Below are 23,676 nucleotides of genomic sequence, written 5' to 3'. Positions count from 1 at the left end.
CCAACAACCCAGTTCCATTCCTGTTCCTTGGAAGCCGAAAGCCGGGAAAGTGGATGACGGATTTCCGCCGGAGGGGCCTAGCGCCCCACGAGCCGGTCGAGCTTTTCGATCCGCTTCTCCGAAAGTCCCACCGCATCCGGCACATCCGCATCCGACCAGTCCCGCTCGAGCGCCTCCTCCATTGCGAAAGCGTTCGCGGAGGTGAGGTTCGCAAGTTCGGACCAGGTCACGGGTGTCGCCACCGGCGCGCCGGGCCGGGCGCGCAGGGAGAAGGGCGCGATGGCCGTCGATCCGCGTTCATTGCGCAGCCAGTCGATGAAGATCCGGCCTTCGCGGCGAGACTTGGACATCGACGCTGTAAATCGATCCGGCTGGCACTCCGCCAGATGCGTCGCGAGCACGCGGGAGAATAGCTTCACCGTGTCCCAGCCAGCGATGCGCCGCAGGGGCACGACCACATGCACCCCCTTGCCGCCGGTGACCAAGGGCCAGCTTGGCAGATCGAGCTCGGCAAGCAGGTCGCGCAGATCGGCCGCGGCGCGTGCCACCTCGGAGAACCCGAGCGCTTCGTCCGGATCGAGGTCGAAGACCATGCGGTCGGGCTTGTCCAACGCATCGCGCCGCGCGCCCCAGATGTGGAATTCCAGCGTCCCCATCTGCGCCGCCCCCACAAGGCCGCTCGCGGTGGTGACATACATGTAATCCGTCGTATCGCCGTCTTTCTCCTTGATCGTCACGGTTTTGATGTCGTCCGGAAAGCCCTTCCCGGCATGCTTCTGAAAGAACCTTTCGCCTTCCAGACCTTCGGGCAATCGGACGAGCGACAGCGGCCTGTCCGCGGCGGTTTCGAGGATGCGATCCGACATGGCCTCGTAATACTCGGCAACCTGTCGTTTCGTGATCTTCGCCCCGGGATAGACGGTGCGGCCCGGATGGCTGACGCCGATCCCGGCGATGTCGACACGATCTTCCGGCATGCGGTCCTCCTCGATCTTCACGGTCTTTGCGGGCTTGTCCTCGCGCAAGGCGATGAAGACGGCGTGGCGCAGCCGTCCGTCCGAAGTCTTTTCCGCATAGCGCACATCGGCCACCAGTTTCGGCGTGATCCAGGTCACGCCACGGGCCTCGCCGGGTTCGACCTCAACCGGTGCCGTCTTGCGTTCGAGCCCCGACATGGCGCCCGCCAGCTCCTCCATCGTGTCCTCGTCGAAGCCGGTGCCGACCTTGCCGACATAGACGAGGTCGTCTCCGTCATGGGCGCCGAGGGCCAGCGAGGCGAAGGGCCGTCCGCGCTTGTCGCTCTTCTGCCAGCCCAGCACGACGAATTCGTCGCGCCGTTCGCATTTGATCTTCAGCCAGCCCCGGCTGCGTGTGCCGCGATAGGGCAGGTCCGTACGTTTCGCGATGATGCCCTCGCCGCCGGCCTTGCAGAGTGTCGAGAGCGTGTCATCGGGATCGGAGGTCATGACCGGCGACAACTCGGCGAGCCCAAGCGGCGGGGCATCGCGAAAGACCGCTTCGAGCGCCTCGCGTCGTTCGGAAAGCGGCCGCTCGGTGAGCGTCTCTCCGTCGCGGACCAGAAGGTCGAAGGCATAGAACCGAAACGGCCCCCCGGCCTTGATCGCCTTTTGCAGGTTGGAGAACCCTGCCAGCCCGGCCCCCGCGACGATCTCGCCGTCGATGAGGGCAGATTGGCAGTCCAGCGTGTCGAAAGCGGGCAGGAGCGTTTCGAACCGGCTCGTCCAGTCGTGGCCATTGCGGGTGAAGATACGCGGTCCGCCCCTGCCGAGCGCCACGAGCGCCCGGTAGCCGTCGAACTTGACCTCGTGCCACCAGTCTTTGCCCGTCGGCGCGTCGTTGACCAGTGTCGCGAGTTGCACCTTGCGGAACGCGGGCCGCTTGCCGTCGGGACCGCCCGCGACCGGCGCCTTGTCGGCCGCAATTTCGCGCAAGGTGCGGTTGGTGGAGGCACTGCGCCGGTAACGCGCGACCGGATCGCGCCGCCCCGCGGCTTCGTCCTCTTCCTTGATCATGAGCCAGTTCTCGCGGCCCTTGTCGCCGGATTTCTTGCCCGCCATCCTGACCAGATGCCAGCCACCCGTCAGCCGCTGTCCATGAAGCCGGAAATGAAGATGCCCCTTCTTCAGCCCCTTCGCGACCGGCTCGACCGGTTGCCAATGGCCGATATCAAAGAGCATGACCGTGCCCGCGCCATAGTTGCCTTCGGGAATGGTGCCCTCGAAACCGAGGTAGGAGAGGGGATGATCCTCGGTCCTGACCGCCAGCCGTTTCTCGGATGGCTGGAGCGACGGTCCCCGCGTGACCGCCCAACTCAGAAGCGCGCCGTCCCATTCAAGGCGTAGATCGAAGTGGGTCCGGGTCGCATCGTGCTTCTGCATCGAATAGCGCAGGGCCAGCGCATCGCCGGCGTCGGCATCTTGCGGTTCGGGCGTGTTCTCGAAATTCCGCTTCTCGATATATCGGTCGAGCCGTCCCATCAGGCGGACTTCGAGCGTTTCGAGGACTTCGCCGGTTTCTTCTTGCCCCCGTCCTTATTCAGGCTCTCCTTCAGCGCCGACATCAGGTCGACCACATTGTCGGATCCCTCCTCGGAGCCGCTGTCGCCGACCTTCGTGCGCGGGGTCTTCTTGTTCTTCCGTTTCCGCTCGATGAGATCTCGCAGGGCGGCGTCATAGTGATCTTCGAAATTCTCGGCACTGAAGGCCTTGGTCTTTCGGTCGATGAGTTCGGTGGCGACCGAAAGAAGCTCCTTGTCCGCCGGATCGTCCTCGATCTCCGAAAAGAGCGGGTCGGCCTCCCGAATCTCGTCGGCGTAATGGAGGGTTTCCAGCAACAATCCGTCGCCACAGGGCCGGATCGCGCAAAGGTACTCCTTTCCGCGCATCGTCAACTGTCCAAGACCGATCTTCTCGGACTGACGCAAGGCGTCGCGAACCACGCGATAGGCGTCCTCGGCCAGATCGTCGGTCGGGACGACGTAATAGGGCCGATCGAAATAAAGCGGCGGGATTTCGCAGTTGCCGACGAACTGGACGAGTTCCAGCGTCTTCTTGGTCTCGAGCTTGATCGCGTCCAGCTCCTCCGGCTCGATCAGCATGTATTCGTCGTCGCCCAGTTCGTAACCTTTGAGGATCTCCTCGCTCTTGACGGGGCCCACCCCCGGCACCGTCTTCTGATACCGGACCCGCTTGCCCGACGGCCCATGGATCTGCCGAAACGACACCCGCGCCCCGGACTTGGTCGCGCTGTGGATCTCCACCGGGATTGAAACGAGCGAGAGCCGCAACTGGCCTTTCCAGATCGGGCGTGACGACGCCATGAGAAACCTCCCAAAGGGTTGTGGGAAGCAAACTCGTCGTGGCCGGGTTTTGTTCAAAGGGGCGGGCGTGAGCCCGAATTCTGCGCAAGACCTCTTGGCGGACCAGAATGCCACAGGCCGCATTTTTCGTCCGGAACGGTTTGGCTCAATTTTCCGTCGGGACTAAGACAGTCCCGGACAGCTTCGAAATTTCAGATGCGGGGAACACGGGATGCTTCGGTGGGTCATTAGTCTTGTTACTGCCGTGGGCCTTGCCGCACCGGCATGGAGCGAGGGCACGTATGAGCTGCCGGAGCGGGTGCAGATTGTTCCCAGGCTGACATACTACAGCGCTCTGCCAGAGGTGTATTTCCGCGACACCGGGGAGTCGCGCTGGACGAAATCCGGGCGTGTGCTGAATGAAACGATCGGCGGCGTACGTGGCGTGTCCAACGATCTGTTCGACATCGCGACAGCGCCGGTGCGTAAACCCGTGCTGTTTGGTGCCGCCGCGGTCGGCACGGCGTTCCTCGTCTTGAACGACTATGAGTTCACGTCCTTCTACCAAGACAAGATCGAGCCGATTTTCGACGGCTTTGACCTGCCGCCGATCGTGAATGCTGGCCAGCTGGCAGACGAGGATGAGTTCCTGTTGGCTGGGATCGCCGCGACCTATGCCTACGGTTTTGCCTTCAATGACGAACGTGCCCAAGTCGCCGCCGTCCTGTCGAGCAAGGCGATCGCTTATTCCTATCTGACGTCTCACGTGCTGCTTAAGCCGGTGTTTGGTCGGGCACGCCCGACACCCAACCTGTCGAGCTACCCAAAAGGCAGCACGACGGCGGCGATGCCGACGCACTTCACGGCAGATCCGTATCGCTGGAGGGAAAGTGGCGGCATCCAGTTCAGGGCAGCCGCACAGGGCACGTCTTTTCCGAGTTACCACTACACGCAGTTTTTCGCTGCTGCGCGTGTCTACTCGGGCGTATATGACAACTCGCTGCTTCCCTACGCGGCGGCAACCCTTTTGTCGGTATCCAATATCCGCGGACACCGCCACTGGGTCAGCGATATGGCTGCCGGCGCCTTCCTCGGCACCGTCATTGGACAAGTAGTCTTGAACAATTACTCCGAACGCCGTGGCATTTCCTTCGACGCCATGCCCAGCGTTTCGCGCGACGGCGCGGGCATTACCTTTACCATGAACTTCTGAGGTCGGGCCTGAGGTTGGGCCTCAGGTCGACGTCAGCCCGTCGCGTGGTAGGGCCACCCTAGTCGTGCGCCCCATCATGTCGATCAGGACCCAGACGCGCTGGTCCGGAGCCATCTGTTCGACCTGCCCGATGAATTCGGCAAAGGGACCCGTCGAGACCAGCACGTTGGTGCCGGGTTCCAGTGTTTCGAGGGGCTTCAGAAGGCCGTCGAGGTCGCATCGGGCTCTCAACTGGTCTATGAGTTCGCCTGGCACCGGTGACGGACGATCGGCCGTCTTGACGACCCTGCTTACTCCATTGGTCGAGTTCACCGTGCTCCAGCTCTTGGTCTCGGGAGTTACCGCTACGAACATGTAGCCTGGGAAGAGCAGGGTTGTTCGCTCGACGAAGCCTGACCGACTGCGCTTGGTCTCTGCCGTCAGGGGCGCGAAGACCTCGAACCCCTGACGCACGAGGTTTCGCTCCGCGACCCGCAGACTGTTGGGCTTGATCTGGACGAGGTACCAAGTCGTTTTTGTGTCAGGGGTCATGGTTGCTCCGGTTCGCCTGGGGCTGGACTTATGTACGACCTTGCCGATGACGCAACCCGTCAGGTGCGCGTTCATGTTGCAGCAAAAGGCATATGGGTGTCCTTCACCTTCTTGTATGAATGGGTTAGGAGGCAGCGGCACGTTGCTCCGCACCGAAGTTTTTTAGGCGTGCCGCCGACTTGACCTAGTATCAAGTGGGCGAGCCTGGACCTAAAGGCAAAGTCTCGCCATTTCGCCCGCGGGCCTCCCTCCGCCGGGACTTGCAGCACCCTCCAATTTGGCATAGTGCTCAAAATTGAGCGATACCGAATGACAACCGTTCTCACAATTCGTCTCATGCGACCGGGCTCCGCCGATGCGAGTTTCGGTGCGGTAGCCGTCTTAAGGCGGGCTTTTTGGTAACCAAACGCCAAGCGGCGCGCGAAGAGGCGCGGTTCCGGGTTTTGTGCCTTATTGCCGAAAACCCAGAGCTGAGCACCCGCGAAATTGCCGAAAGCGTGGGTGTGTCAAATGGCTCAGCCTATTATCTTTTGAAAGCGCTCGCTGAAAAGGGTTTTGTGAAGTTCGAGAGTTTCATGTCATCCAATCACAAGGGGCGCTACGCCTACAACCTTACCCCGAAGGGTCTATCCGAGAAGACTCGGCTGACAGCTAGCTTCCTGAGCCGCAAACTCGAAGAGTACGAGGCGCTAAGGGAAGAGATTGCCGAGCTTCGGCGTGATCTCGAGGGAGACGGCCTGACCATGGGAGACACTCGGTGAAATGGTGATGTGGGACGACTTGTGATGAACTGTCATGATTGATCTTTTGACCTGGAAGAAGGCTTGGGCGCTATTGGATGCGCGGGAGCGACGCAACGCTTGGATTGTGCTAGGTGTTATCATTATCGGCGCACTTGCGTCTGCCGCCATGGTTGGCTCCGTGATGCCGTTTTTGGCCGTCCTAGCCGATCCGGCCCAAATCGAGAAGACACGAGCTTTGGCTTGGGCATATGAAGTCTTCGGCTTCACCTCTGTTTATGGCTTTCTTGTTGGGCTCGGGCTTGCGTCCTTTGCAGTGATAGTGGCCTCAAGCCTGATCCAAATCGCCAAGACTTGGGTCGTGGCGCGGTTCTCGATGATGCGCATCCATACTATCAGCTATCGACTGCTCGCCAGCTACCTTGCGCAGCCCTACGCGTTTTTCCTTAATCGCCATTCGGGGGAAATGGGGCCAAGGGTGTTGACGGAGTCGGAGCAGGTTGTGACGCGTTTCTTGCGCTATGCAGCGGAATTCGTTGCCTCTTCCATGACGACATTGGCGATTGTCGGATTGCTCCTGTGGGTCGAGCCCGTCGTGGCCGTCGTTTCGTTTGTTGTGCTCGGAGGTAGCTATATGCTCATATTCCGTGTCAAACGCAACAGCCTCAAGGGGCTTGGACAGATGCGTGTCGATGCCAATCATCAGCGCTTTCGTCTTGCCAATGAATCTCTCACCGGCATCAAGGACATCAAGCTTCTGGGTCGTGAGCAAGCGTATCTCGAAAGATACGCGGTGCCGTCGGTCCGGATGGCAAGTGCACAAGCCAAGATCACTGTACTTTCCCAAGTTCCCCAATTTGCCTTGCATGCGGTGGCTTTGGGTGGTGTTATCCTTCTCTGCCTACTCTTGATCGATCCTGCAGGCGTTGCATCTGGCGCCGCCTTGGGCGGGCTATTGCCCATCCTTGGGGTCTTCGCGTTTGCCGGCCAGCGCATGATGCCTGAGCTCTCAAAGCTCTACACGTCGTTGGCCGAAATGCAGGCGGGCTCGGCGGCTGTCGATGCGGTGCATGAGGATCTGGTTCAGTGCAAGAACTCGAACAAAGTTCCCCAAAAGGCGCCTGCTGCCCTCGGGTTAAAGAAAGCGCTCGATCTCGATGACATCTCCTTCAGCTATCCCAATGCCGAACAAGCCGGTCTGAGCGGGGTTTCGCTCTCGATCAGGGCGGGCGAGAAAATCGGGATTGTCGGAAGCACAGGGGCCGGCAAGACGACATTGGCGGATATCATCTTGGGCCTTATGGCGCCTAGCGAGGGCAGGTTGGTGGTCGATCAATGCGAAATCACCAAAGACAATGTTGGCGCCTGGATGCAGAGTGTTGGCTATGTGCCGCAGGATATCTTCCTGACAGATGCGCCGGTGGCCGAAAACATCGCGCTCGGGGTTGTGCCCGCGGCGATTGATCAGGACCGACTGCGTGAAGCTGCCCAGATTGCCCGGATCGATCAATTCATCATAGAAGAAATGCCCGAGGGCTATCAGACCCATATTGGCGAGCGTGGTGTGCGTTTGTCCGGTGGTCAGCGCCAGCGCATTGGGATTGCTCGTGCGCTGTATCATGATGCCGATCTGATCGTCTTCGATGAGGCCACGAGCGCCCTCGACAATCTGACCGAGCGGGAAGTAATGGAGGCCATCGATGCACTGCCCGGCGACAAGACTGTCCTAATGATTGCTCACAGGCTCAGCACCGTGAAGCGCTGTGATCGCATCATTGTCCTCGACAAGGGGCGTGTTGCAGGTTGCGACACCTGGACCGCACTCTCGGCGGGCAATGCTGCTTTTCAGCGTATTGCTCAGCTGGATGAAACCACCTCGCATCGATAGTCTTCGGGCTTCGTGCTTTCCTTCTCAAAAAGACCGGAAGAAATTAAATGCTCTCGAACTCCACAATCCTAATCACCGGCGGCACTGGCTCATTCGGGCACGCTTTTCTTCCGATGACGCTTGAACGCTATAATCCGAAGAAAGTGATCATCTTTTCGCGCGATGAGATGAAGCAATGGGAGATGGCCAAACTTTATGGTGATGACCCGAGGGTCCGATTCTTTATTGGCGACGTTCGTGATCGCGACCGGTTGTACCGAGCCTTTGATGGGGTGGATTATGTCGTCCATGCAGCCGCCACGAAGATCGTGCCCACCGCCGAGTACAACCCGTTCGAATGCATCAAGACCAATGTGAACGGAGCAATGAATGTGATCGATGCGGCCATTGACAAGGGCGTGAAGGGCGTGGTCGCGCTGTCGACAGACAAGGCGTCGAGCCCGATCAACCTCTACGGCGCGTCGAAGCTCGCTTCGGACAAGCTTTTTGTGGCTGGGAATGCTTATGCGGGCGAACACGTCACGAGGTTTTCGGTGGTGCGCTACGGTAACGTCATGGGGTCGCGAGGGTCGGTAATTCCTTTCTTCATGTCGATTGCGGAGAAGGGCGTGCTGCCGATCACGGATGCACGCATGACTCGCTTTATGATCAGCCTCGAGCAGGGCGTTGAGCTGGTCTGGCACGCCTTTGGAGACATGGTTGGCGGCGAAGTCTATGTCAAGAAGATCCCGTCGATGAAGGTGACCGACATCGCCCGAGTGGTTGCCCCCGATGCACGTCACGAAATCGTGGGCATCCGTCCCGGCGAAAAGCTGCATGAACAGATGATCGGCGTAGAAGATGCGCCCTTCACCTACGAATACGACGCGCACTTCAAGATCCTGCCCGCGATCAATAACTGGTCCGACGATCCAGCGCGCATAGGGGACGGGCGCAAGGTGACCGAGAATTTTTGCTATACCAGTAATCAGAACCCCGATTGGATGAAGCCAAGTGTGTTGACCGAATGGATAGCTGCCAACAGAAACAAGATTGGTGTGATCTGATGCAGAAATACTTCTACTTCGCTCCTGGTCGTCCGCTTTGGTTTGAATTGGCAGAAAAATTGAGTTCCAAAAACGTTGCCAGTCCCGTCTTTTACCTTGGGGACAACACCCACATGGAAGCCATGTCGCGGAGTTTTCCTAACTGTCAAGTAGCTGACTTTCGCGATCCATTGTACGGCCTAAATCTCAACAAGCAAAATGTTTCGACCGAATCTTTGATGCCGTTACGTGATAGTTCGATAACAGATATCAAAGACGTATGCATGAAAATGATGGACAGATTGGACCTGTTTGGTTGCTTTCGGCGCGTAGATAGAGAGGCGCTATTTTATAATGTCGCATTGTGGGCCTCAAGACTCTTTGATGCGCTCACACCCAACTTCTTACTTTTCGGTGAGGCGCCGCACTCATGGCCGCAGTACATTTTTTATCGTATAGCTAAGTTGCGGAATGTGAAGACGCTGATATTTGGGCAATGGAGTATCGCCCCCGCTTTATATTTGCGAGAAGAAATAATGTCCGCGCCTGTCTCTCGAGTCCGCCCGGACACATTCGTGTCGGATGATGCTGTAGTCGACCGGGTGAAAGAATACTTCTTGGATGTTGATCCTTCAAATTTTCAAGTTATGAGTCCTGACTATATGAGGCAGCAAGAAGAACTTGTGAGCGGCGGGGGGATAAAGACTTTCCTGCGCTGGGCGAGGAGAGTGTTGCGCGTTGCGTTGCGTGAAAAGTATAAGAACATGTCCTACCCGTTGGGTTCAATTGAGTATATCAGCGAAAAGGCAAGCGAGGATGTGAGGGGGATTTCCGGCTTGGCATTACTTTCCGGCCATCCAGATTGGTCTTTGCGGTGGGCATCGTTAATTGGACAAGCTCGCCGAAATAAGTTCTTGAGGGATGTATTGAAAGAGAATACTGGTGGAGATGTTGGAATTAACTTTGTTTACTTCCCGCTGCACTACGAACCTGAGAGAACAACTTGCCCCGATGGCGATCTTTTTCACGACCAAGTCAGAGCATTGATTGCGTTGCGGTCGACGTTGCCATCTGATTTTCAGATAGTTGTAAAGGAGCATAGATCTCAAATCAGTGGTGCGCTTCGAGGCGATCTTGGTAGGAGCCCGTACTTTTATGAGGCGATCACCCAAATTGACAACGTCATTCTAGCTTCGGTGGAAACGCCCAGTGAGGAATTGATTAAGGACTGCGCGTTTGTCGCGACGATTTCAGGGACCGCGGCTTTGGAGGCTGCTTTGCTGGGTCGTAAAGCATTAATTCTTGGGCACGTCTGGTTCGCAGGATGCCCGAATGTTTTTTCCTTTGGCACTGAAACAACACTGAGTGATATCCTTGAAGGTTCGCCTCGGAGCCGTAGTGAAGTGGAAGATTGGATTCTAGGTTTGTATAAAAGGACGGCTGTCCCGGGATTCCAAAATCCCTCTGGATTAGTTCGGTTCAAGGATTTCGAAGACTTGGATGGTTTTCGCGACGATGAATTGTTGGGTGCATTTGGACTTGTTGAAAGTGCGTTACATGCCTCTGGCGAAGGAAAGGCGTAGCGCGATGAGGTATGGATTCTCGCTATTTCTCGTGCGACCGCTTTCACAATTGGAGTCGTGTGTATTGATGTGTGCAAGGCTGTATGAAAAGAATGCAGAATGTGATGGCAGAGGCGCTCGCCAATGATTCCCTATGGTCGACAACTTATCTCGGAAAACGACATTAACGCCGTTGAATTGGTATTGCGCTCGGATTTTCTTACACAGGGTCCCGTAGTTCCCCGGTTTGAGCGCGCCGTCGCCGCGCGCGTTCGCGCTGAGTATGCTGTTGCCGTCAACTCGGCCACATCGGCCCTTCATCTCGCCTGCCTTGCACTGGATCTGGGGCCGGGAGATTTGCTCTGGACCTCGCCGATTACCTTCGTAGCCTCAGCGAATTGCGGTCGCTATTGCGGTGCAGATGTGGATTTTGTCGATATCGACTCCGAAAATTTCAACCTCTGCCCTGACGCGCTGACAGAGAAACTCGAAAGGGCCGCCAAGCAGGGGAGGCTGCCGAAAGTCATTGTGGCGGTGCATATGTGCGGCCAGTCGCCCGACATGTCACGTATTGCGGAACTGGCCCGCACTTATGGTGTGCGGTTGATAGAAGATGCGAGCCACTCAATCGGTGCTGATTACCTTGGCACCCCAGTGGGCGGCTGTACATATTCTGACATCACCGTCTTTAGCTTCCATCCCGTAAAAATTATCACCACCGCCGAGGGCGGCATGGCGACGACGAATGACCCCGCGATTGCGGCACGGATGGAGCGTCTGCGCAGCCACGGCATCACCCGCGACCCAGGCCTGATGACCCATGAGCCCGACGGACCGTGGTATTATCAGCAGCTTGAACTAGGCTGGAACTACCGCATGACCGAGATGCAGGCCGCACTCGGGCTGAGCCAGATGGAGCGGCTGGACGCCTTCGTTTCTCGCCGACGAGATCTGGCAAATGCCTACGATACCGCAATGACCAATCTGCCACTAAGCCTGCCCGGCAGGATGGAGGGCGCTAGCTCATCTTGGCATCTCTACGTCATACGGTTGGACGACCCGACAGGCCACAACGCTGTGTTCGAAGCGCTACGCGCGGACGGAATCGGCGTGAACCTCCACTATATCCCTGTGCACCTGCAGCCCTACTACCGTGACATGGGTTTTGGCCCCGGTGATTTCCCAGCGGCCGAGGATTACTACACCCGCGCCATCTCGATCCCGTTACATGCGGGACTGACCGATGACGAGCAGGCGGCTGTAGCCGCAGCAATTTCAAAGGCGCTGGCGATATGAGCATTTGCATCATACCGGCGCGGGGCGGGTCTAAGCGTATCCCACGGAAGAATATCCGCGAGTTCTGTGGGCGACCTATGATTTCTTGGCCGATCCGAGCCGCATCGGAGAGTGGCTGCTTCGAGCGTATCGTCGTTTCGACCGATGATGAAGAGATCGCGGATGTTGCAACGGCATTTGGCGCAGAGGTTCCTTTTCTCCGAAGCGAAGTTCTGGCTGGTGATCACACGCCGACGCTTCCAGTAATCGCCGATGCGATTCATCGGCTGGCTATTGCTGAACAGACCCCTGTCTGCTGCCTTTATGCGACTTCCCCTTTCGTAATCGCTGCCGATCTTCGCGCCGGTCTTGATCGGCTCAGGAAAACTGGTGCACCTTTCGTGTTGAGCGTAACCAGCTATGCATTTCCAATCCAGCGTGCTCTGCGCCGAGACGCATCCGGCGTGGTTCAGATGTTCGACCCTGCGCATATGCAGACACGTTCGCAAGATCTGGAAGAGGCGTGGCATGATGCCGGGCAGTTCTACTGGGGATGTGCGAAAAATTGGGCAGCCGGAAAAGGCCTCCTTGAGGCAGGCGCACAGGGCTTGGCATTACCGCGCCACAGGGTGCAGGATATCGACACGGAAGAGGATTGGACCCTTGCCGAATTGATGTTCCGGGTGGCGCAGGCGACGTGACTTCCACGCCTACTTCCATGCACGTCGCATTCCGCGTCGACGCCTCAATCGACATCGGTACCGGCCATGTCATGCGATGTCTGACGTTGGCGACGGCTCTGAGAGAACGCGGCGCAACTTGCGTCTTCCTCTGCCGCCCACATGAGGGCCACTTGCTGGATTTATTAAGAGGAAAGGGGTTCCGGGCATTGGAGCTGTCTCGACCAGAGATGCTTGACGACGATGACCGCAACGACGATCCGCCCCATGCGGCCTGGCTCGGTGGCGACTGGGCCGAGGATTCGCGCGACAGCTTGGATGCCCTTACCGAGCATGCTGTCGGCGCTGAAGTCGATTGCCTGGTGGTGGACCACTACGCGCTGGATGCTCGCTGGGAAAAGGCTCTGCGTCCTGTTTGCAAGCGGCTGATGGTGATAGACGATCTGGCCGACCGCCCGCATGACTGCGACCTCCTGCTTGATCAGAGCCTCGGGCGCGAAGGGGCGGATTACGCGGGGCTGCTTCCCCCAGGGGCAACGACGCTGCTCGGACCGCGCTACGCCTTGTTGCGCCCTGAATTTGCCCACCTGCGAGCGGAAAGCCTCGCGCGCAGAGAACAGGCTGGTGGCTTGAGGAAACTGCTCGTGACCATGGGCGGGGTAGACAAGGACAACACCACTGGGAAAGTGCTTGAGGCGCTCACCGGCTGCGCGTTGCCTGACGAAGTCGAAATCACCGTCGTGATGGGCCCGCATGCGCCCTGGCTCGACAAAGTACGCGCACAAGCGGCGGCGATGAAGATTCCCACCGAGGTTCTGGTCGGGGTGAGCGATATGGCAAATCTCATGGTAGAGAGCGACTTGGCTATAGGGGCGGGCGGGGCGACCACTTGGGAGCGGTGCTGCGTGGGACTCCCGAGCATCATCGTAGCGACCGCCGCCAATCAAGCGGGCATTGCGGAAGCGATGGTGGAGGCGGGAGCGTCTCTTGATCCGGGTCCGGTTTCAGCGGAGGCATTCACCCAAGGTCTAAAGCGTGCGCTGACCGACGCCCAAGATCCCGCGCGGTTGGCCGCCCTGTCGGAAGCTGCTGCCGGGATATGTGATGGTGACGGGGGGGGAAGAGTGCTGGCGCGGCTCATGAGTGCGCCCCCCATTTTTCGCGTTGCAGTGCGCGCCGATTCCCGCCGCATCTGGGAATGGCGGCAATCCACGAACAGCGCATTCCGGATGTGTCGTGAGGAAACATCCTACAAAACGCATGATGATTGGTTTCTTTCGGCCCTCGATGCGCCCGAACGCGTTATTCGGATTCTGATGCTCGGCGATTTTCCCTGTGGCTATCTTCGCCTTGATCGCGCGGGTTCCACTCACGCCCGCGTCAGCGTTTGCCTGTCTCCGGAGGTTCAGGGGCGGGGCCTCGGGCATGAGCTTTTGGCAGAAGCAAAAAAACTTGGCAGAACGCTGTCGCTAGAGCGGCTGGATGCCGAGATTCACCCGGACAATACCGCTTCCCGTCGGCTCTTCGTATCCGCAGGCTACGAGCAAGGACTTGTTAGCGAGGAGTTCCTGACTTTTCACCGCAACTTCGAAGGTGCATCATGACCCAGATCACCATCGCCGGCCGACCTATCGGTCCCGATCATCCGCCCTACGTGATCGCGGAGCTGTCCGCAAACCACAACGGTCGCCTTGAAACCGCGCTCGCTATCGTTGAGGCGGCGCATAAGGCCGGGGCTGACGCCATAAAGCTGCAAACCTACAGGCCTGACACCATCACCCTCGACTGCGACGCCGACGAGTTTCGCATCAAGGGTGGGCTGTGGGACGGCCGCACCCTGTATGAGCTTTACGAGGAAGCCCATATGCCTTGGGAATGGCACAAGCCCCTGTTCGACTATGGCCGCAAGCTTGGCATCACCATGTTCAGCTCGCCCTTCGATCCTACCGCAGTCGACCTGCTCGAAGACCTTGGTGCGCCTGCCTACAAGATCGCTTCCTTTGAGGCTGTCGACCTGCCGTTAATCCGCTACGTGGCCGCGACTGGCAAGCCGATGATCATCTCGACCGGCATGGCCGACGCGGAAGAAATTACCGAAGCGATCGCGGCCGCCTACGAAGGTGGCTGCCGCGAGCTTGCCATCCTGCATTGTGTTAGCGGCTACCCCGCCCCGGCTGAGGATTACAACCTGCGCACCGTCGCCGACATGATCGCTCGTTTCGGACTCGTCACCGGGCTCTCCGACCACACACTCGACAATACTACCGCGATCACAAGCGTGGCACTCGGCGCATCCCTAATCGAAAAGCACTTCACTCTAGACCGCAACGGCGGTGGTCCGGACGATAGCTTTTCACTCGAGCCGTCGGAGATGGCGACGCTCTGCCGCGATGCGAAGACAGCCTGGAGCGCGTTAGGAAAGGTAAACTACGGGCGCAAGTCGAGCGAGGAGGGCAGTGTTCAGTTTCGTCGCTCGCTCTACTTCGTGAAGGATTTGAAAGCGGGCGACGTGATCACCACGGACGCCGTGCGCAGCGTGCGGCCAGGGCATGGTTTACCACCCAAAATGCTGGGCCAGATCGCTGGACGGCGGGTGAAGCGGGACGTGATGGCTAACTGGCCTGTGGGGGTGGACGATGTTGTGTTTTGAGCCCATCAACAGACGGCAATAGGATGTATGAATTTGCATTCATTGTAACGAAGCCATTGCAACTTTTGATTGCAGTAGCGATTATTCGACAAATATCGGCGGAAAACAAATCATGCATAGTGATCACTGACAGCTTCAATGGTGCCCGCATAGTCGTGAGCCGGCTAGGCGCTGTTGATTGGGACCTTTCATCTATTGATGTCCGTTTTTGTGCGAATCGCGAAGACGCTGAGCTGCTTGCTGCCAATCTTGGTGTCCGGAATATTTTTGTCGACAGTGACGTTGGCATTAGGCGCTTCCGGAACATTTTGAGAACACAGATGCGATCTGACCACCCCGAAATTTGGGTTTACGAAGAGGGGCTCGGCACATACCGGACCGATTTGTACCGTCGGCCAAAACGCTGTTTTTTCGGTATGTTGGGTATTGGAACGCGATTTGGTGGGTGCGCGTTGACTAGAGGGGTATATGTGCTGGATCCAGCTCTCTACCAAGATAGTTTTCCTCACAACAAAAAGGAAGTTCATAAGATTATTTGTATGCCATCTGAAACCATCGATTGCGACTTCGATGTTTGGTGTCACGTTTTCAGCTATTCTCCTATAACCTCCAATAATGGCGAAGTTTGTTCAGTTTACTTGAGCGGTTGGCATATAGAATCCGATGAGCTAACTCGGTTCCGGACCATGAGTGGAGATCGGTATTTCAAGCCTCATCCGCATATTAAGTTTGCGCCTCCGGTGCGTGGAGTGCACATGATCTCGGCAGCCGCTCCTGCTGAGTTGGTTCTGATGGATCTTCGCAAGTCCTATCGACATGTTAACGTGTTCCATCACGGATCAAGTTGCGAACGATATGTTTCTGATGAAAGGATTTCCTTTTCGAATATTTTGGATGAAGATGCTGTCCGCGCGTCAATTTCGGTGTTGTGAGTATGTTTGAATGCCTGATTGCTAGCGCTATTACTTGGAGTAAACTAATGCGGCAGGGTCGAGGTTCCGTGGGAAGAATGTGGCCGCTCAGCTGTTCACTGGGCCAAGCATTGTTGGATGCCGTTCTTGACCGTTCTTGGTTTGCGGCCCACTCTATAAGGCCTATTTGTATAATATCCGTCCTATTGCAACGAAATTGAATAATAATACTTATGCATATTATTATCCTGGATTTCAATAATAGGAAATCCGCGTCATATGAATTTTTCGGCCGACTCTTCGATGCCCGGTGAGTTTAAATGAAAGTGTGCAGACAGAAATTGGCTATTGAAGACTTCAGTCTGAACGATACGAGATGAACACGAAAAAGAGAATAGGGCTGTGGTCCCCCTCGTACAATGAACCTACTGGACAGGCCATTGTGACCCGTCGGGTGGTACATCATGTTTTTCCTGGACTTGGTGCATCGCGAGAGTTTGTTTTTCCACCAAAAGGAAGTCCGAGGTCAATCGCTATTTGGCTTATTGTTACCTTGCAATTGTGGGCTGATATTGCTCGTGGAAGAATGCATTTTCTTTACCTTGTTTGTTCAAGGTCGAATTTGGGGTTTATTCGTGACATCCCTGCTCTTCTGGCCGCGAAAGTCGGGTTGCGAGTAATCGTCCATGTCCACGGTTCGGATATCGTTTCGCTCCTAGCGTGCAGAAGGGCATCGCCATTGGCGCGTTGGTTCTATCGAAGCTGCCACATAATTGTGCCCTCTGAGCATCTGAGGATGCCTCTTGCACCTTATGCCCGCTCTGTCCAGGTTTGTGAGAATTTCTATGCCGGGTCCGTTGGATCGATTGGGGAAGGCAGTAAAGTCGCACCCGACGTTTTGACAGTACTTTGGAATTCGAACATCATCGCCAGCAAGGGCTTCTTCGAAGTCTTCGCCTCGGTCCAAGATCTACGGGCCTGTCATTTGCCGGTTAACCTGGTTAGCTTGGGCGCTCTTGTGGCTGATGAAGAACTCGTATCAGAAGCCCTCAAGCAGCGCTTTTCAGATCTAGGCGTTCCCGCCTGGTTTGACTACCGCGGTCCACAGTCCCACGCACGAACGGTTGAACTATTGGAGCAAGCGGATGTAGTATGCCTTCCATCACGTTACAATTCAGAATGCCAACCCGTCGCGATAATTGAGGCGATGTGCGCCGGAAAGGCGATTGTAGCTTCTGAAATTCCAGCCTTGCGGTCAACACTAGCTGATTACCCCGCCGAATTCGTCCCCGTGCACTCTGTAGACGCTATCTCATCGGCGTTGTGTGCGCTGGCGCGGGAGAAGGCGCGGGACCCGGATGGATTCGACGGGGCAAGAGCCCAATTCGCGGCCGATGCACGCAAAAGGTTCGCTAAAGCCCGATTTGATTTCGAAATGAAGGCCGTGTTGGCTCCGACGTCAGTTCCGGATACTTGAATTCAAGATGACGGTTAACTTAAAGCTTGGGGTATGGAGCTCTCGTTTCGGCACCGGCTTTACTCCGCGGTTGCTGATGGTTGTCTTGGCTCTGCTTCCTTGTTTTGCGGTCCTCCAATGGGTCTACTACGATGTGGGTGACCAAAAAAACTACGTTGCATATTACCTGAATGCGGCTACGGCATCCCCACTCGAAGCCTATCTTGGGCAACGAACACTCACCGGCTCAGCAGAACCGGTATATTTTGTTGTTTCTTATACAGCGGCAAAGTTGGGAGTTCCTTATTCTGTATATAAAGTGACGATTGCACTTGCCCTTGCTTCTTCGACGGCGTTGTTGCTTTCGCACTTACGTGTTTCAGTTCCGATCATCGCACTTTTTCTATCAACGAATTTCTATTGGCTAGCTCTGTATACTGAACTCGAGCGATTGGCGATAGCGGCGGTTCTGCTGCAGATGGGCATACTGCGATGGTTGGAGGCGCGACGGAAAACGTCACTGGTGTTCTTTGCTTCCAGCTTGCTTTGTCACTTTCAGATTATGATTCTGCTGATGTCTTTCGTTGGGGGGATCGCCGTGAAATATATAATTACTGCGAGCGCTAAACTTGATCTTCGGTTCTTTAGACTTAGCGCGCTTGCATTACTGTTGCTTGGATTGTCGCTCACGGTCATTCTGAGAACCGGCATTGCCAATGAAATTGTGGGCGCGCTGACGGGCAAACTTGCATTCTACACTACCATTGATCCTGGAAATGTTCTTCAAGCTGCGGTGGCTTTTCCCCTGTTCTTCTATCTTTCGCGCGGCAAGATCGATCTTGTGTTCACTTATTTTTTCTTGTCATTGTTTATTTTGGTACTTGGGGGGGGGAGGCTAAATATCTTTCTGATTCTGTTGGCTGCTTTTTCTGGTTTCTACTTGAGGCGAGCGAAAGATCCTGTGCTGCTCTTGCTTCTCAGTTACTTGACTCTTAAGGGGTTAGGATTCTTCCTTAATATTGGATTGACTGGTCGGGGCTACTAGTTCGGAACTGTCTTTGTGTTGTACATGTAGTTTTCGCTGGCCCTTGATCAGGGTAGTAGAAGAATAATGTCGTGCTTCGGGTCTTAAATGAATAATCATTTCTGTGCCAACACTCGTCTTGACCTGGTCGTTCAAGGAACCGGACGTCTAGCAATGCTTGTACTTCGAGTATCGGATACCTAACCCATGAAGATTTCCGTCGTTATGGCCGCTTACAATTCCCAGGCAACGATCGGCGAGGCCATTGAGTCTTTCCTTGCCCAAGACCATCCTGAAAAGGAGTTGATCGTTATCGACGGTGCCTCTCAGGACGACACCCGCTCGATTGTCGAGGGGTTCAGCAGTCCTGCTATTCGCTTTCTCAGTGAACGCGACAAGGGCATCTACGATGCATTGAACAAGGGCATTGCGTTGGCTGAGGGGGATGTAGTCGGCCTGTTGCATACCGACGACCTGTTTGCCCGAAAAAATGTTCTTTCGCGGGTGGCGGAGGCTCTTGGATCAGGCGAAGTTGACGGCGCTTATGGTGATCTGGAATATGTCGCGCGCGATCGCCCCAGCAGCGTGATACGCTATTGGCGCGCAGGGGCCTATAGCAGAGACCTCCTGCGGAAGGGGTGGATGCCGCCTCATCCAACTCTGTTTCTTCGTAGCGGCGTGTTCGAGAAACATGGGAATTACGACGTCAGTTTTCGCATTTCCGCCGACTACGAAGCGATCCTACGGTGGCTGACCAAGGCGGAACTCCAGTTGGCGTACATTCCCGAAGTCCTCGTGCGGATGCGGGTTGGGGGCGAGAGCAACCGGTCTCTGGGCAGAATAATCCGCAAGAGTCGTGAGGATTTGCGCGCGATCCGCCGGCATGGCATTGGTGGGTGCGGCGTCCTGCTGGCCAAGAACGCCAGCAAGTTAGGCCAGTTCACAAGTAGGGACGGCTACCAGGATATGAAGGACAACTGACGGTATGACGAAACGGGCGCTCATCACGGGCATTACAGGCCAGGACGGCAGCTACCTGGCAGAGTTCCTTTTGGCGAAGGGCTACGAAGTCCACGGCATCAAGCGCCGTGCGTCGTCGCTCAACACACAGCGGATTGACCACATCTACCAAGATCCACATGTCGAGCATCCGTCTCTGCGCCTGCATTACGGTGATCTGACCGACACGTCGAACCTGACGCGGATCATGCGTGAGGTGGAACCGGACGAAGTATACAATCTTGGGGCGCAGAGCCACGTAGCAGTGAGTTTCGAGAGCCCGCAATATACCGCGGATGTCGATGCGATGGGAACTTTGCGTTTGCTGGAAGCAATCCGGTTTCTTGGCCTGGAGAAAAAGACCCGCTTTTACCAAGCGTCGACGTCGGAACTCTATGGCCTCGTGCAGGAAACCCCGCAGAAGGAGACGACCCCGTTCCACCCACGTAGCCCATACGCGGTTGCCAAACTCTACTCGTACTGGATCACGGTGAACTACCGCGAAGCCTACGGCATGTATGCCTGCAATGGCATCCTGTTCAACCATGAGAGCCCTCGCCGCGGCGAAACTTTCGTCACGCGCAAGATTACTCGCGGCCTGTCCAATATCGCTCAGGGACTCGAGCCCTGCCTCTACATGGGTAACATCGACGCCCTGCGTGACTGGGGACACGCGAAAGACTACGTCCGGATGCAGTGGCTGATGTTGCAGCAGGACGCGCCGGAGGACTACGTGATTGCGACAGGCGTTCAGTATAGTGTGCGCGATTTCATTATTTGGTCGGCGGCCGAGCTCGGCATCACGCTCCGTTTTGAAGGCGAGGGGCTTAGGGAAGTGGGAATTGTCGAGGCGGTGGCCGGAAACGACGCGCCTGCTGTCGAGCCTGGCGATGTGGTCGTACGGATCGACCCACGCTATTTCCGTCCAGCGGAAGTAGAAACTCTTCTCGGTGATCCCTCGAAGGCAAAGGCGCAGCTTGGATGGGAGCCTGAGATCACGACCCAGGAGATGTGCGCCGAGATGGTTGCTGAGGATCTAAAAGCCGCCAAACGCCACGCGCTCCTTAAGGCGCACGGGTTGGAACTGCCCGTGTCGCTCGAAAGCTGAGAGGCAAGACTATGACAACCTATGTTGCTGGCCACCGAGGCATGGTCGGAGGCGCGATTTTGCGCAAATTCGAAGCGCGGGGTGAGACCACCGTGGTTCGCACCCATGCCGAACTCGATTTGATGGACCAAGCCGCGGTTCGGGACTTCATGCAGACGGAACGACCCGATCAGGTGATCCTCGCGGCCGCGAAGGTGGGCGGTATCCACGCCAACAACACCTATCCAGCGGAGTTCATCTACGACAACCTGATGATGGAAGCGAACGTCATCCACCAGGCCTACGCGGCCGGGGTGAGGAAGCTCCTGTTCCTCGGATCATCCTGCATCTACCCGAAGATGGCGCCGCAGCCGATGAGCGAGGACGCTCTTTTGACCGGCCCGCTGGAATTCACCAACGAGCCCTATGCTATTGCCAAGATCGCGGGCATCAAGCTCTGCGAAAGCTACAACCGTGAATACGGCACCGACTACCGCTCGGTGATGCCGACAAACCTCTACGGACCGGGAGACAACTTCCATCCGCAGAACAGCCATGTGTTGCCGGCTCTCATCCGACGGTTCCACGAAGCGGCCCGCAACGGCACACAGGAAGTGGTGGTCTGGGGCACCGGCACACCGATGCGCGAATTCCTTCATGTCGACGATATGGCCGAGGCGTCGCTCTTCGTGCTCGACCTCGATCGGGAAACCTACGCAGCCAATACGGAGCCAATGCTGTCGCACATCAACGTCGGCACCGGCACGGATGTGACCATCCGTGAGCTTGCCGAGACGATTGCACGCGTGACCGGATACAAAGGACAGATCAGCTTCGATGCGACGAAGCCCGACGGGACGCCGCGCAAGCTCATGGATGTGAGCCGACTGTCGCGGATGGGCTGGACTGCCACGATTGGGCTGGAAGACGGCGTCAGCAGCACCTATGAATGGTTTCTGTCGCAGGAACCCGGTAACTTGCGCAGCGCTTGATCTGGAGCTTCGCAGACCCAAAGATGCAGTATCCTCGGGACCGGAGTTTCTCGACGCTGCGGATGCGGGCCAGTCGCTCGCCCTTGCCGCTCCGACCTTGCGGGCCTTAAAGGGGTCCTTCTGCACATAGATGGTGCCGACCAAGGCACGTTGCTCGTTCAACTGGACTGGCAGGGTGATCGCGCCGGGAACGTGTGAGCTAATGGGATGAACTGCCTTCCCACCAATCCGCTGCTACCGTGGCGGACATAGGTGGAGAGCGGAGGATCAGATGGACATCAAGGTTCTGGGCATTGACTTTGGCAAGACCTTTTGCAGTCTTGCCGGGTTGGATGGAGCCGGAGCGATCGTGTTTCGCAAACGTCTCCAGCGGCACCGGCTGCAGGACTTTCTTACGCTGCCGCCCCGCGTGGTTGCGAAGGAAGCCTGCGGCGGAGCGCGTCGCGGCTTCGGCAATCGCCCCCGCATCACGGTCGTCGTTCTTGTGAACCTTCACATGTCCTGACCTGCCCCCCTTGGGTCCCTCGTTCATAACGAGAGTCTGCGGGTTTGTGCCCAGCTCCCCAACCTTGGACCGCCGGAAGTTGGATTTTCCGGGCTGTCTCACGATGACGGGCTGGTGACGCCATCGGGATAATGTATGGCGATCGGGACGTTGTATCCGATCGCACTGTGGGGTCGGTCTTCGTTGTAGTGTCTACGCCAATCTTCCAGCTTTTCGCGGGCGTCGGCAAGGCTCATGAACCAGTGAGCGTTCAGGCATTCGGACCGAAGCTTGCTGTTGAACGCCTCGATGAACCCGTTATCCGTCGGCTTTCCGGGCCGTGAGAAGTCCAGGGTGACATCGTTGGCATAGGCCCAGAGATCCAAGTCTCGGGATATGAACTCGCTCCCGTAGCACCTCGGGAAGAAGCGCTTGTTTGAGGTTATGGCCACGCGCGCAGCCCTCAGATAGCGCAGCGGGTGGCCATAACCGGGTCCCAGGTCTCAACAGTGGTTTTGCATGAACCACGCCGCTGAGGAGACCGGCTATGACCGCCACTCATTCTATCGCGCCGACCTTGTTGGCCGCCATCGACATTTCCAAATACCGCCATGAGGTGCTGATTGGCATTCCAGATAAGAAGCGTCGTCGCCGCCTTACGATCACAAACACTCTGGAAGATTTCCAGCGACTGGCCGCCGCTCTTGCCAGCTACGACCTGCCGGTAACGATCGGCTTTGAGGCGACTGGCAACTACCATCGGCCACTTGCGCACCACCTCGGCCAGGCCGGTTTTGACCTGAAGCTGGTCTCCTCAGTAGGTCTGGCGCGGACGCGGGAGGCACTGCACAACAGCTGGGACAAGAACGATCCGAAGGACGCCCAGGTCATCCTGCATATGATGGAGATCGGCGCCGTGCAGTATTTCCACGATCCACTGGTGACTGGCACAGCGGACATCCAGGAACTGTCAAAGACCCACGAGATCGTTTCGCGCTCGAAGACTGAGCTCTGGCACCGCATCCTGACGCATTACATGCCGCTGTACTTTCCCGAGGCGGAGCGCTTTCACCGCAGTTCGCGTACTGACTGGTTTTTGGCATTCCTCGAGAAGTACCCGACGCCGCATAAGATCACGGCCATGAGCCGTGAGGCCTTCGTTGCAGATGCGTGGCAGGTGGTCGGTCGGAAGGTCTCAAAAGAACGCCTGCTTTCAGATATTTACGCAACGGCGGCTGGCTCGGTGGGTCTGCCCGTTCACCCGGAATCCGACGCCGTTCGCATGTTTCGCCTTGTGCTGGCCGAAGGCCGAAGCCTGGTTCGCCAGCGCAACGAGATCGAGGCGCGGGCCATCGAGCTACTTTCCGATCATCCCGACTACCAGTTGCTGACCACGATCCCCGGGATCGGCCCGATCAACGCCCTGACCATCCTGGCCGAAGCTGGCGATCTGCGCCGTTTCCGCCATCACCGCCAGTTCCTGAAGTTCTGCGGCATGGACCTAGCGACTGCGCAGTCTGGCATGTTCCGCGGTCAGAGCCGCATCTCGAAGTATGGCAATGCACGGCTTCGCAGAACTCTCTGGATGGCAGGCCAGGTTGCTGTGCTCAAACGCACGAACAGCTTCCGCGACAAGTTCGAACGCTACATCGCGCGGGATCGACACAATGCCCATCTGCGCCGCAAAGCCTACACCGCGATCACGGCCAAGATGGCGCGCACCGTACACGCCGTGGTCAAACACGGCGAACCCTATCGCCCCTTCTTCGAGGGGGTGAGCCCAGGCGGAAGGACCCTTGTCTGACAAGAGCCGTGGAGGCAGTTAGCTGACCTCGTAGAT

General features: G+C 57.1%; 20 protein-coding genes and 2 pseudogenes. 17 read left to right on the top strand and 5 right to left on the bottom strand.

The window, feature by feature from the left end; all coding sequences use genetic code 11:
* Window positions 1-77: 77 nt before the first annotated feature.
* Entirely contained in the window at window positions 78-2,498 is a 2,421-nt protein-coding gene (ligD, locus tag KJP29_RS17200) for a DNA ligase D (protein WP_218464733.1), read from the bottom strand.
* The gene (locus KJP29_RS17195; protein ID WP_218464732.1) at window positions 2,498-3,340 is read right to left on the bottom strand and encodes a Ku protein; all 843 of its coding nucleotides are present in this window, start codon (window positions 3,338-3,340) and stop codon (window positions 2,498-2,500) included. The genes ligD and KJP29_RS17195 overlap by 1 nt, the downstream gene beginning before the upstream one ends.
* Window positions 3,341-3,551: 211 nt before the next feature.
* On the opposite strand from KJP29_RS17195, the gene KJP29_RS17190 reads away from it, so the two are divergent.
* Window positions 3,552-4,532: a phosphatase PAP2 family protein gene (locus tag KJP29_RS17190; protein WP_218464731.1), complete on the top strand. Its 981-nt coding sequence runs from the start codon at window positions 3,552-3,554 to the stop codon at window positions 4,530-4,532.
* 21 nt (window positions 4,533-4,553) lie between these two features.
* On the opposite strand, the gene KJP29_RS17185 is transcribed toward KJP29_RS17190, so the two are convergent.
* Entirely contained in the window at window positions 4,554-5,063 is a 510-nt protein-coding gene (locus KJP29_RS17185; protein WP_218464730.1) for a transcription termination/antitermination protein NusG, read from the bottom strand.
* 395 nt (window positions 5,064-5,458) lie between these two features.
* Here KJP29_RS17185 and KJP29_RS17180 point away from each other — a divergent pair, with 395 nt between their 5' ends.
* The 14 genes from KJP29_RS17180 to KJP29_RS17115 all read left to right on the top strand — a co-directional run bounded on the left by KJP29_RS17180 (window position 5,459) and on the right by KJP29_RS17115 (window position 21,352).
* Window positions 5,459-5,824, top strand: a complete 366-nt coding sequence (locus KJP29_RS17180) for a MarR family EPS-associated transcriptional regulator (protein WP_218464729.1) — start codon at window positions 5,459-5,461, stop codon at window positions 5,822-5,824.
* Window positions 5,825-5,858: 34 nt separating this feature from the next.
* Entirely contained in the window at window positions 5,859-7,691 is a 1,833-nt protein-coding gene (locus KJP29_RS17175) for an ABC transporter ATP-binding protein (protein WP_218464728.1), read from the top strand.
* A gap of 47 nt (window positions 7,692-7,738) precedes the next feature.
* Window positions 7,739-8,737 carry a UDP-N-acetylglucosamine 4,6-dehydratase (inverting) gene (gene pseB, locus KJP29_RS17170; RefSeq protein ID WP_218464727.1) on the top strand — a complete coding sequence of 333 codons (999 nt, stop codon included), beginning with the start codon at window positions 7,739-7,741 and terminating at the stop codon, window positions 8,735-8,737.
* Window positions 8,737-10,299 (top strand): hypothetical protein, encoded by a 1,563-nt coding sequence (locus tag KJP29_RS17165; protein ID WP_218464726.1) that lies wholly within the window; start codon window positions 8,737-8,739, stop codon window positions 10,297-10,299. Before pseB ends, KJP29_RS17165 begins: the two co-directional genes overlap by 1 nt.
* 123 nt (window positions 10,300-10,422) lie before the next feature.
* Window positions 10,423-11,574: a UDP-4-amino-4,6-dideoxy-N-acetyl-beta-L-altrosamine transaminase gene (pseC, locus tag KJP29_RS17160; RefSeq protein ID WP_218464725.1), complete on the top strand. Its 1,152-nt coding sequence runs from the start codon at window positions 10,423-10,425 to the stop codon at window positions 11,572-11,574.
* Complete coding sequence (gene pseF, locus KJP29_RS17155) at window positions 11,571-12,254, top strand: pseudaminic acid cytidylyltransferase (RefSeq protein WP_218464724.1); 684 nt, start codon at window positions 11,571-11,573, stop codon at window positions 12,252-12,254. The genes pseC and pseF overlap by 4 nt, the downstream gene beginning before the upstream one ends.
* Window positions 12,255-12,271: 17 nt before the next feature.
* A complete protein-coding gene (pseG, locus tag KJP29_RS17150) occupies window positions 12,272-13,837 on the top strand; it encodes a UDP-2,4-diacetamido-2,4,6-trideoxy-beta-L-altropyranose hydrolase (RefSeq protein WP_218464723.1) in 1,566 nt (521 codons plus the stop codon).
* Window positions 13,834-14,883, top strand: coding sequence for a pseudaminic acid synthase (pseI, locus tag KJP29_RS17145; RefSeq protein WP_218464722.1), 1,050 nt, complete (start codon window positions 13,834-13,836; stop codon window positions 14,881-14,883). The genes pseG and pseI overlap by 4 nt, the downstream gene beginning before the upstream one ends.
* Before the next feature lie 23 nt (window positions 14,884-14,906).
* On the top strand, window positions 14,907-15,815 hold the full coding sequence (locus KJP29_RS17140) for a hypothetical protein (RefSeq protein WP_218464721.1): 909 nt from the start codon (window positions 14,907-14,909) through the stop codon (window positions 15,813-15,815).
* Between the two features lie 718 nt (window positions 15,816-16,533).
* A complete protein-coding gene (locus tag KJP29_RS17135; RefSeq protein ID WP_218464720.1) occupies window positions 16,534-17,271 on the top strand; it encodes a glycosyltransferase family 4 protein in 738 nt (245 codons plus the stop codon).
* Window positions 17,272-17,278: 7 nt separating this feature from the next.
* Window positions 17,279-18,295, top strand: a complete 1,017-nt coding sequence (locus tag KJP29_RS17130; RefSeq protein ID WP_218464719.1) for a hypothetical protein — start codon at window positions 17,279-17,281, stop codon at window positions 18,293-18,295.
* 186 nt (window positions 18,296-18,481) lie between these two features.
* A complete protein-coding gene (locus tag KJP29_RS17125; RefSeq protein ID WP_218464718.1) occupies window positions 18,482-19,255 on the top strand; it encodes a glycosyltransferase family 2 protein in 774 nt (257 codons plus the stop codon).
* Between the two features lie 4 nt (window positions 19,256-19,259).
* Entirely contained in the window at window positions 19,260-20,381 is a 1,122-nt protein-coding gene (gmd, locus tag KJP29_RS17120) for a GDP-mannose 4,6-dehydratase (RefSeq protein WP_218464717.1), read from the top strand.
* 11 nt (window positions 20,382-20,392) lie between these two features.
* A complete protein-coding gene (locus KJP29_RS17115; protein ID WP_218464716.1) occupies window positions 20,393-21,352 on the top strand; it encodes a GDP-L-fucose synthase in 960 nt (319 codons plus the stop codon).
* 84 nt (window positions 21,353-21,436) lie between these two features.
* Here the strand turns inward: KJP29_RS17115 and KJP29_RS19370 are convergent.
* A pseudogene (locus tag KJP29_RS19370) lies at window positions 21,437-21,547 on the bottom strand (tRNA 2-selenouridine(34) synthase MnmH); the annotation flags it as partial.
* Window positions 21,548-21,623: 76 nt separating this feature from the next.
* On the opposite strand from KJP29_RS19370, the gene KJP29_RS17110 reads away from it, so the two are divergent.
* A complete protein-coding gene (locus tag KJP29_RS17110; RefSeq protein ID WP_218464715.1) occupies window positions 21,624-21,857 on the top strand; it encodes a hypothetical protein in 234 nt (77 codons plus the stop codon).
* A 98-nt stretch (window positions 21,858-21,955) separates the two neighbouring features.
* Here the strand turns inward: KJP29_RS17110 and KJP29_RS17105 are convergent.
* Window positions 21,956-22,246 (bottom strand): annotated as a pseudogene (locus KJP29_RS17105) (integrase core domain-containing protein); the annotation flags it as partial.
* Between the two features lie 137 nt (window positions 22,247-22,383).
* Here KJP29_RS17105 and KJP29_RS17100 point away from each other — a divergent pair.
* On the top strand, window positions 22,384-23,640 hold the full coding sequence (locus KJP29_RS17100) for an IS110 family transposase (RefSeq protein ID WP_218464714.1): 1,257 nt from the start codon (window positions 22,384-22,386) through the stop codon (window positions 23,638-23,640).
* Window positions 23,641-23,676 lie beyond the last annotated feature (36 nt).

Origin of the sequence: Maritimibacter sp. DP1N21-5 (assembly GCF_019218295.1) — a bacterium.
Taxonomy (GTDB): Bacteria; Pseudomonadota; Alphaproteobacteria; order Rhodobacterales; family Rhodobacteraceae; genus Maritimibacter.
Note: the sequence above shows the minus strand (reverse complement) of the source record. Positions and strands in the feature narration are given on the sequence as shown.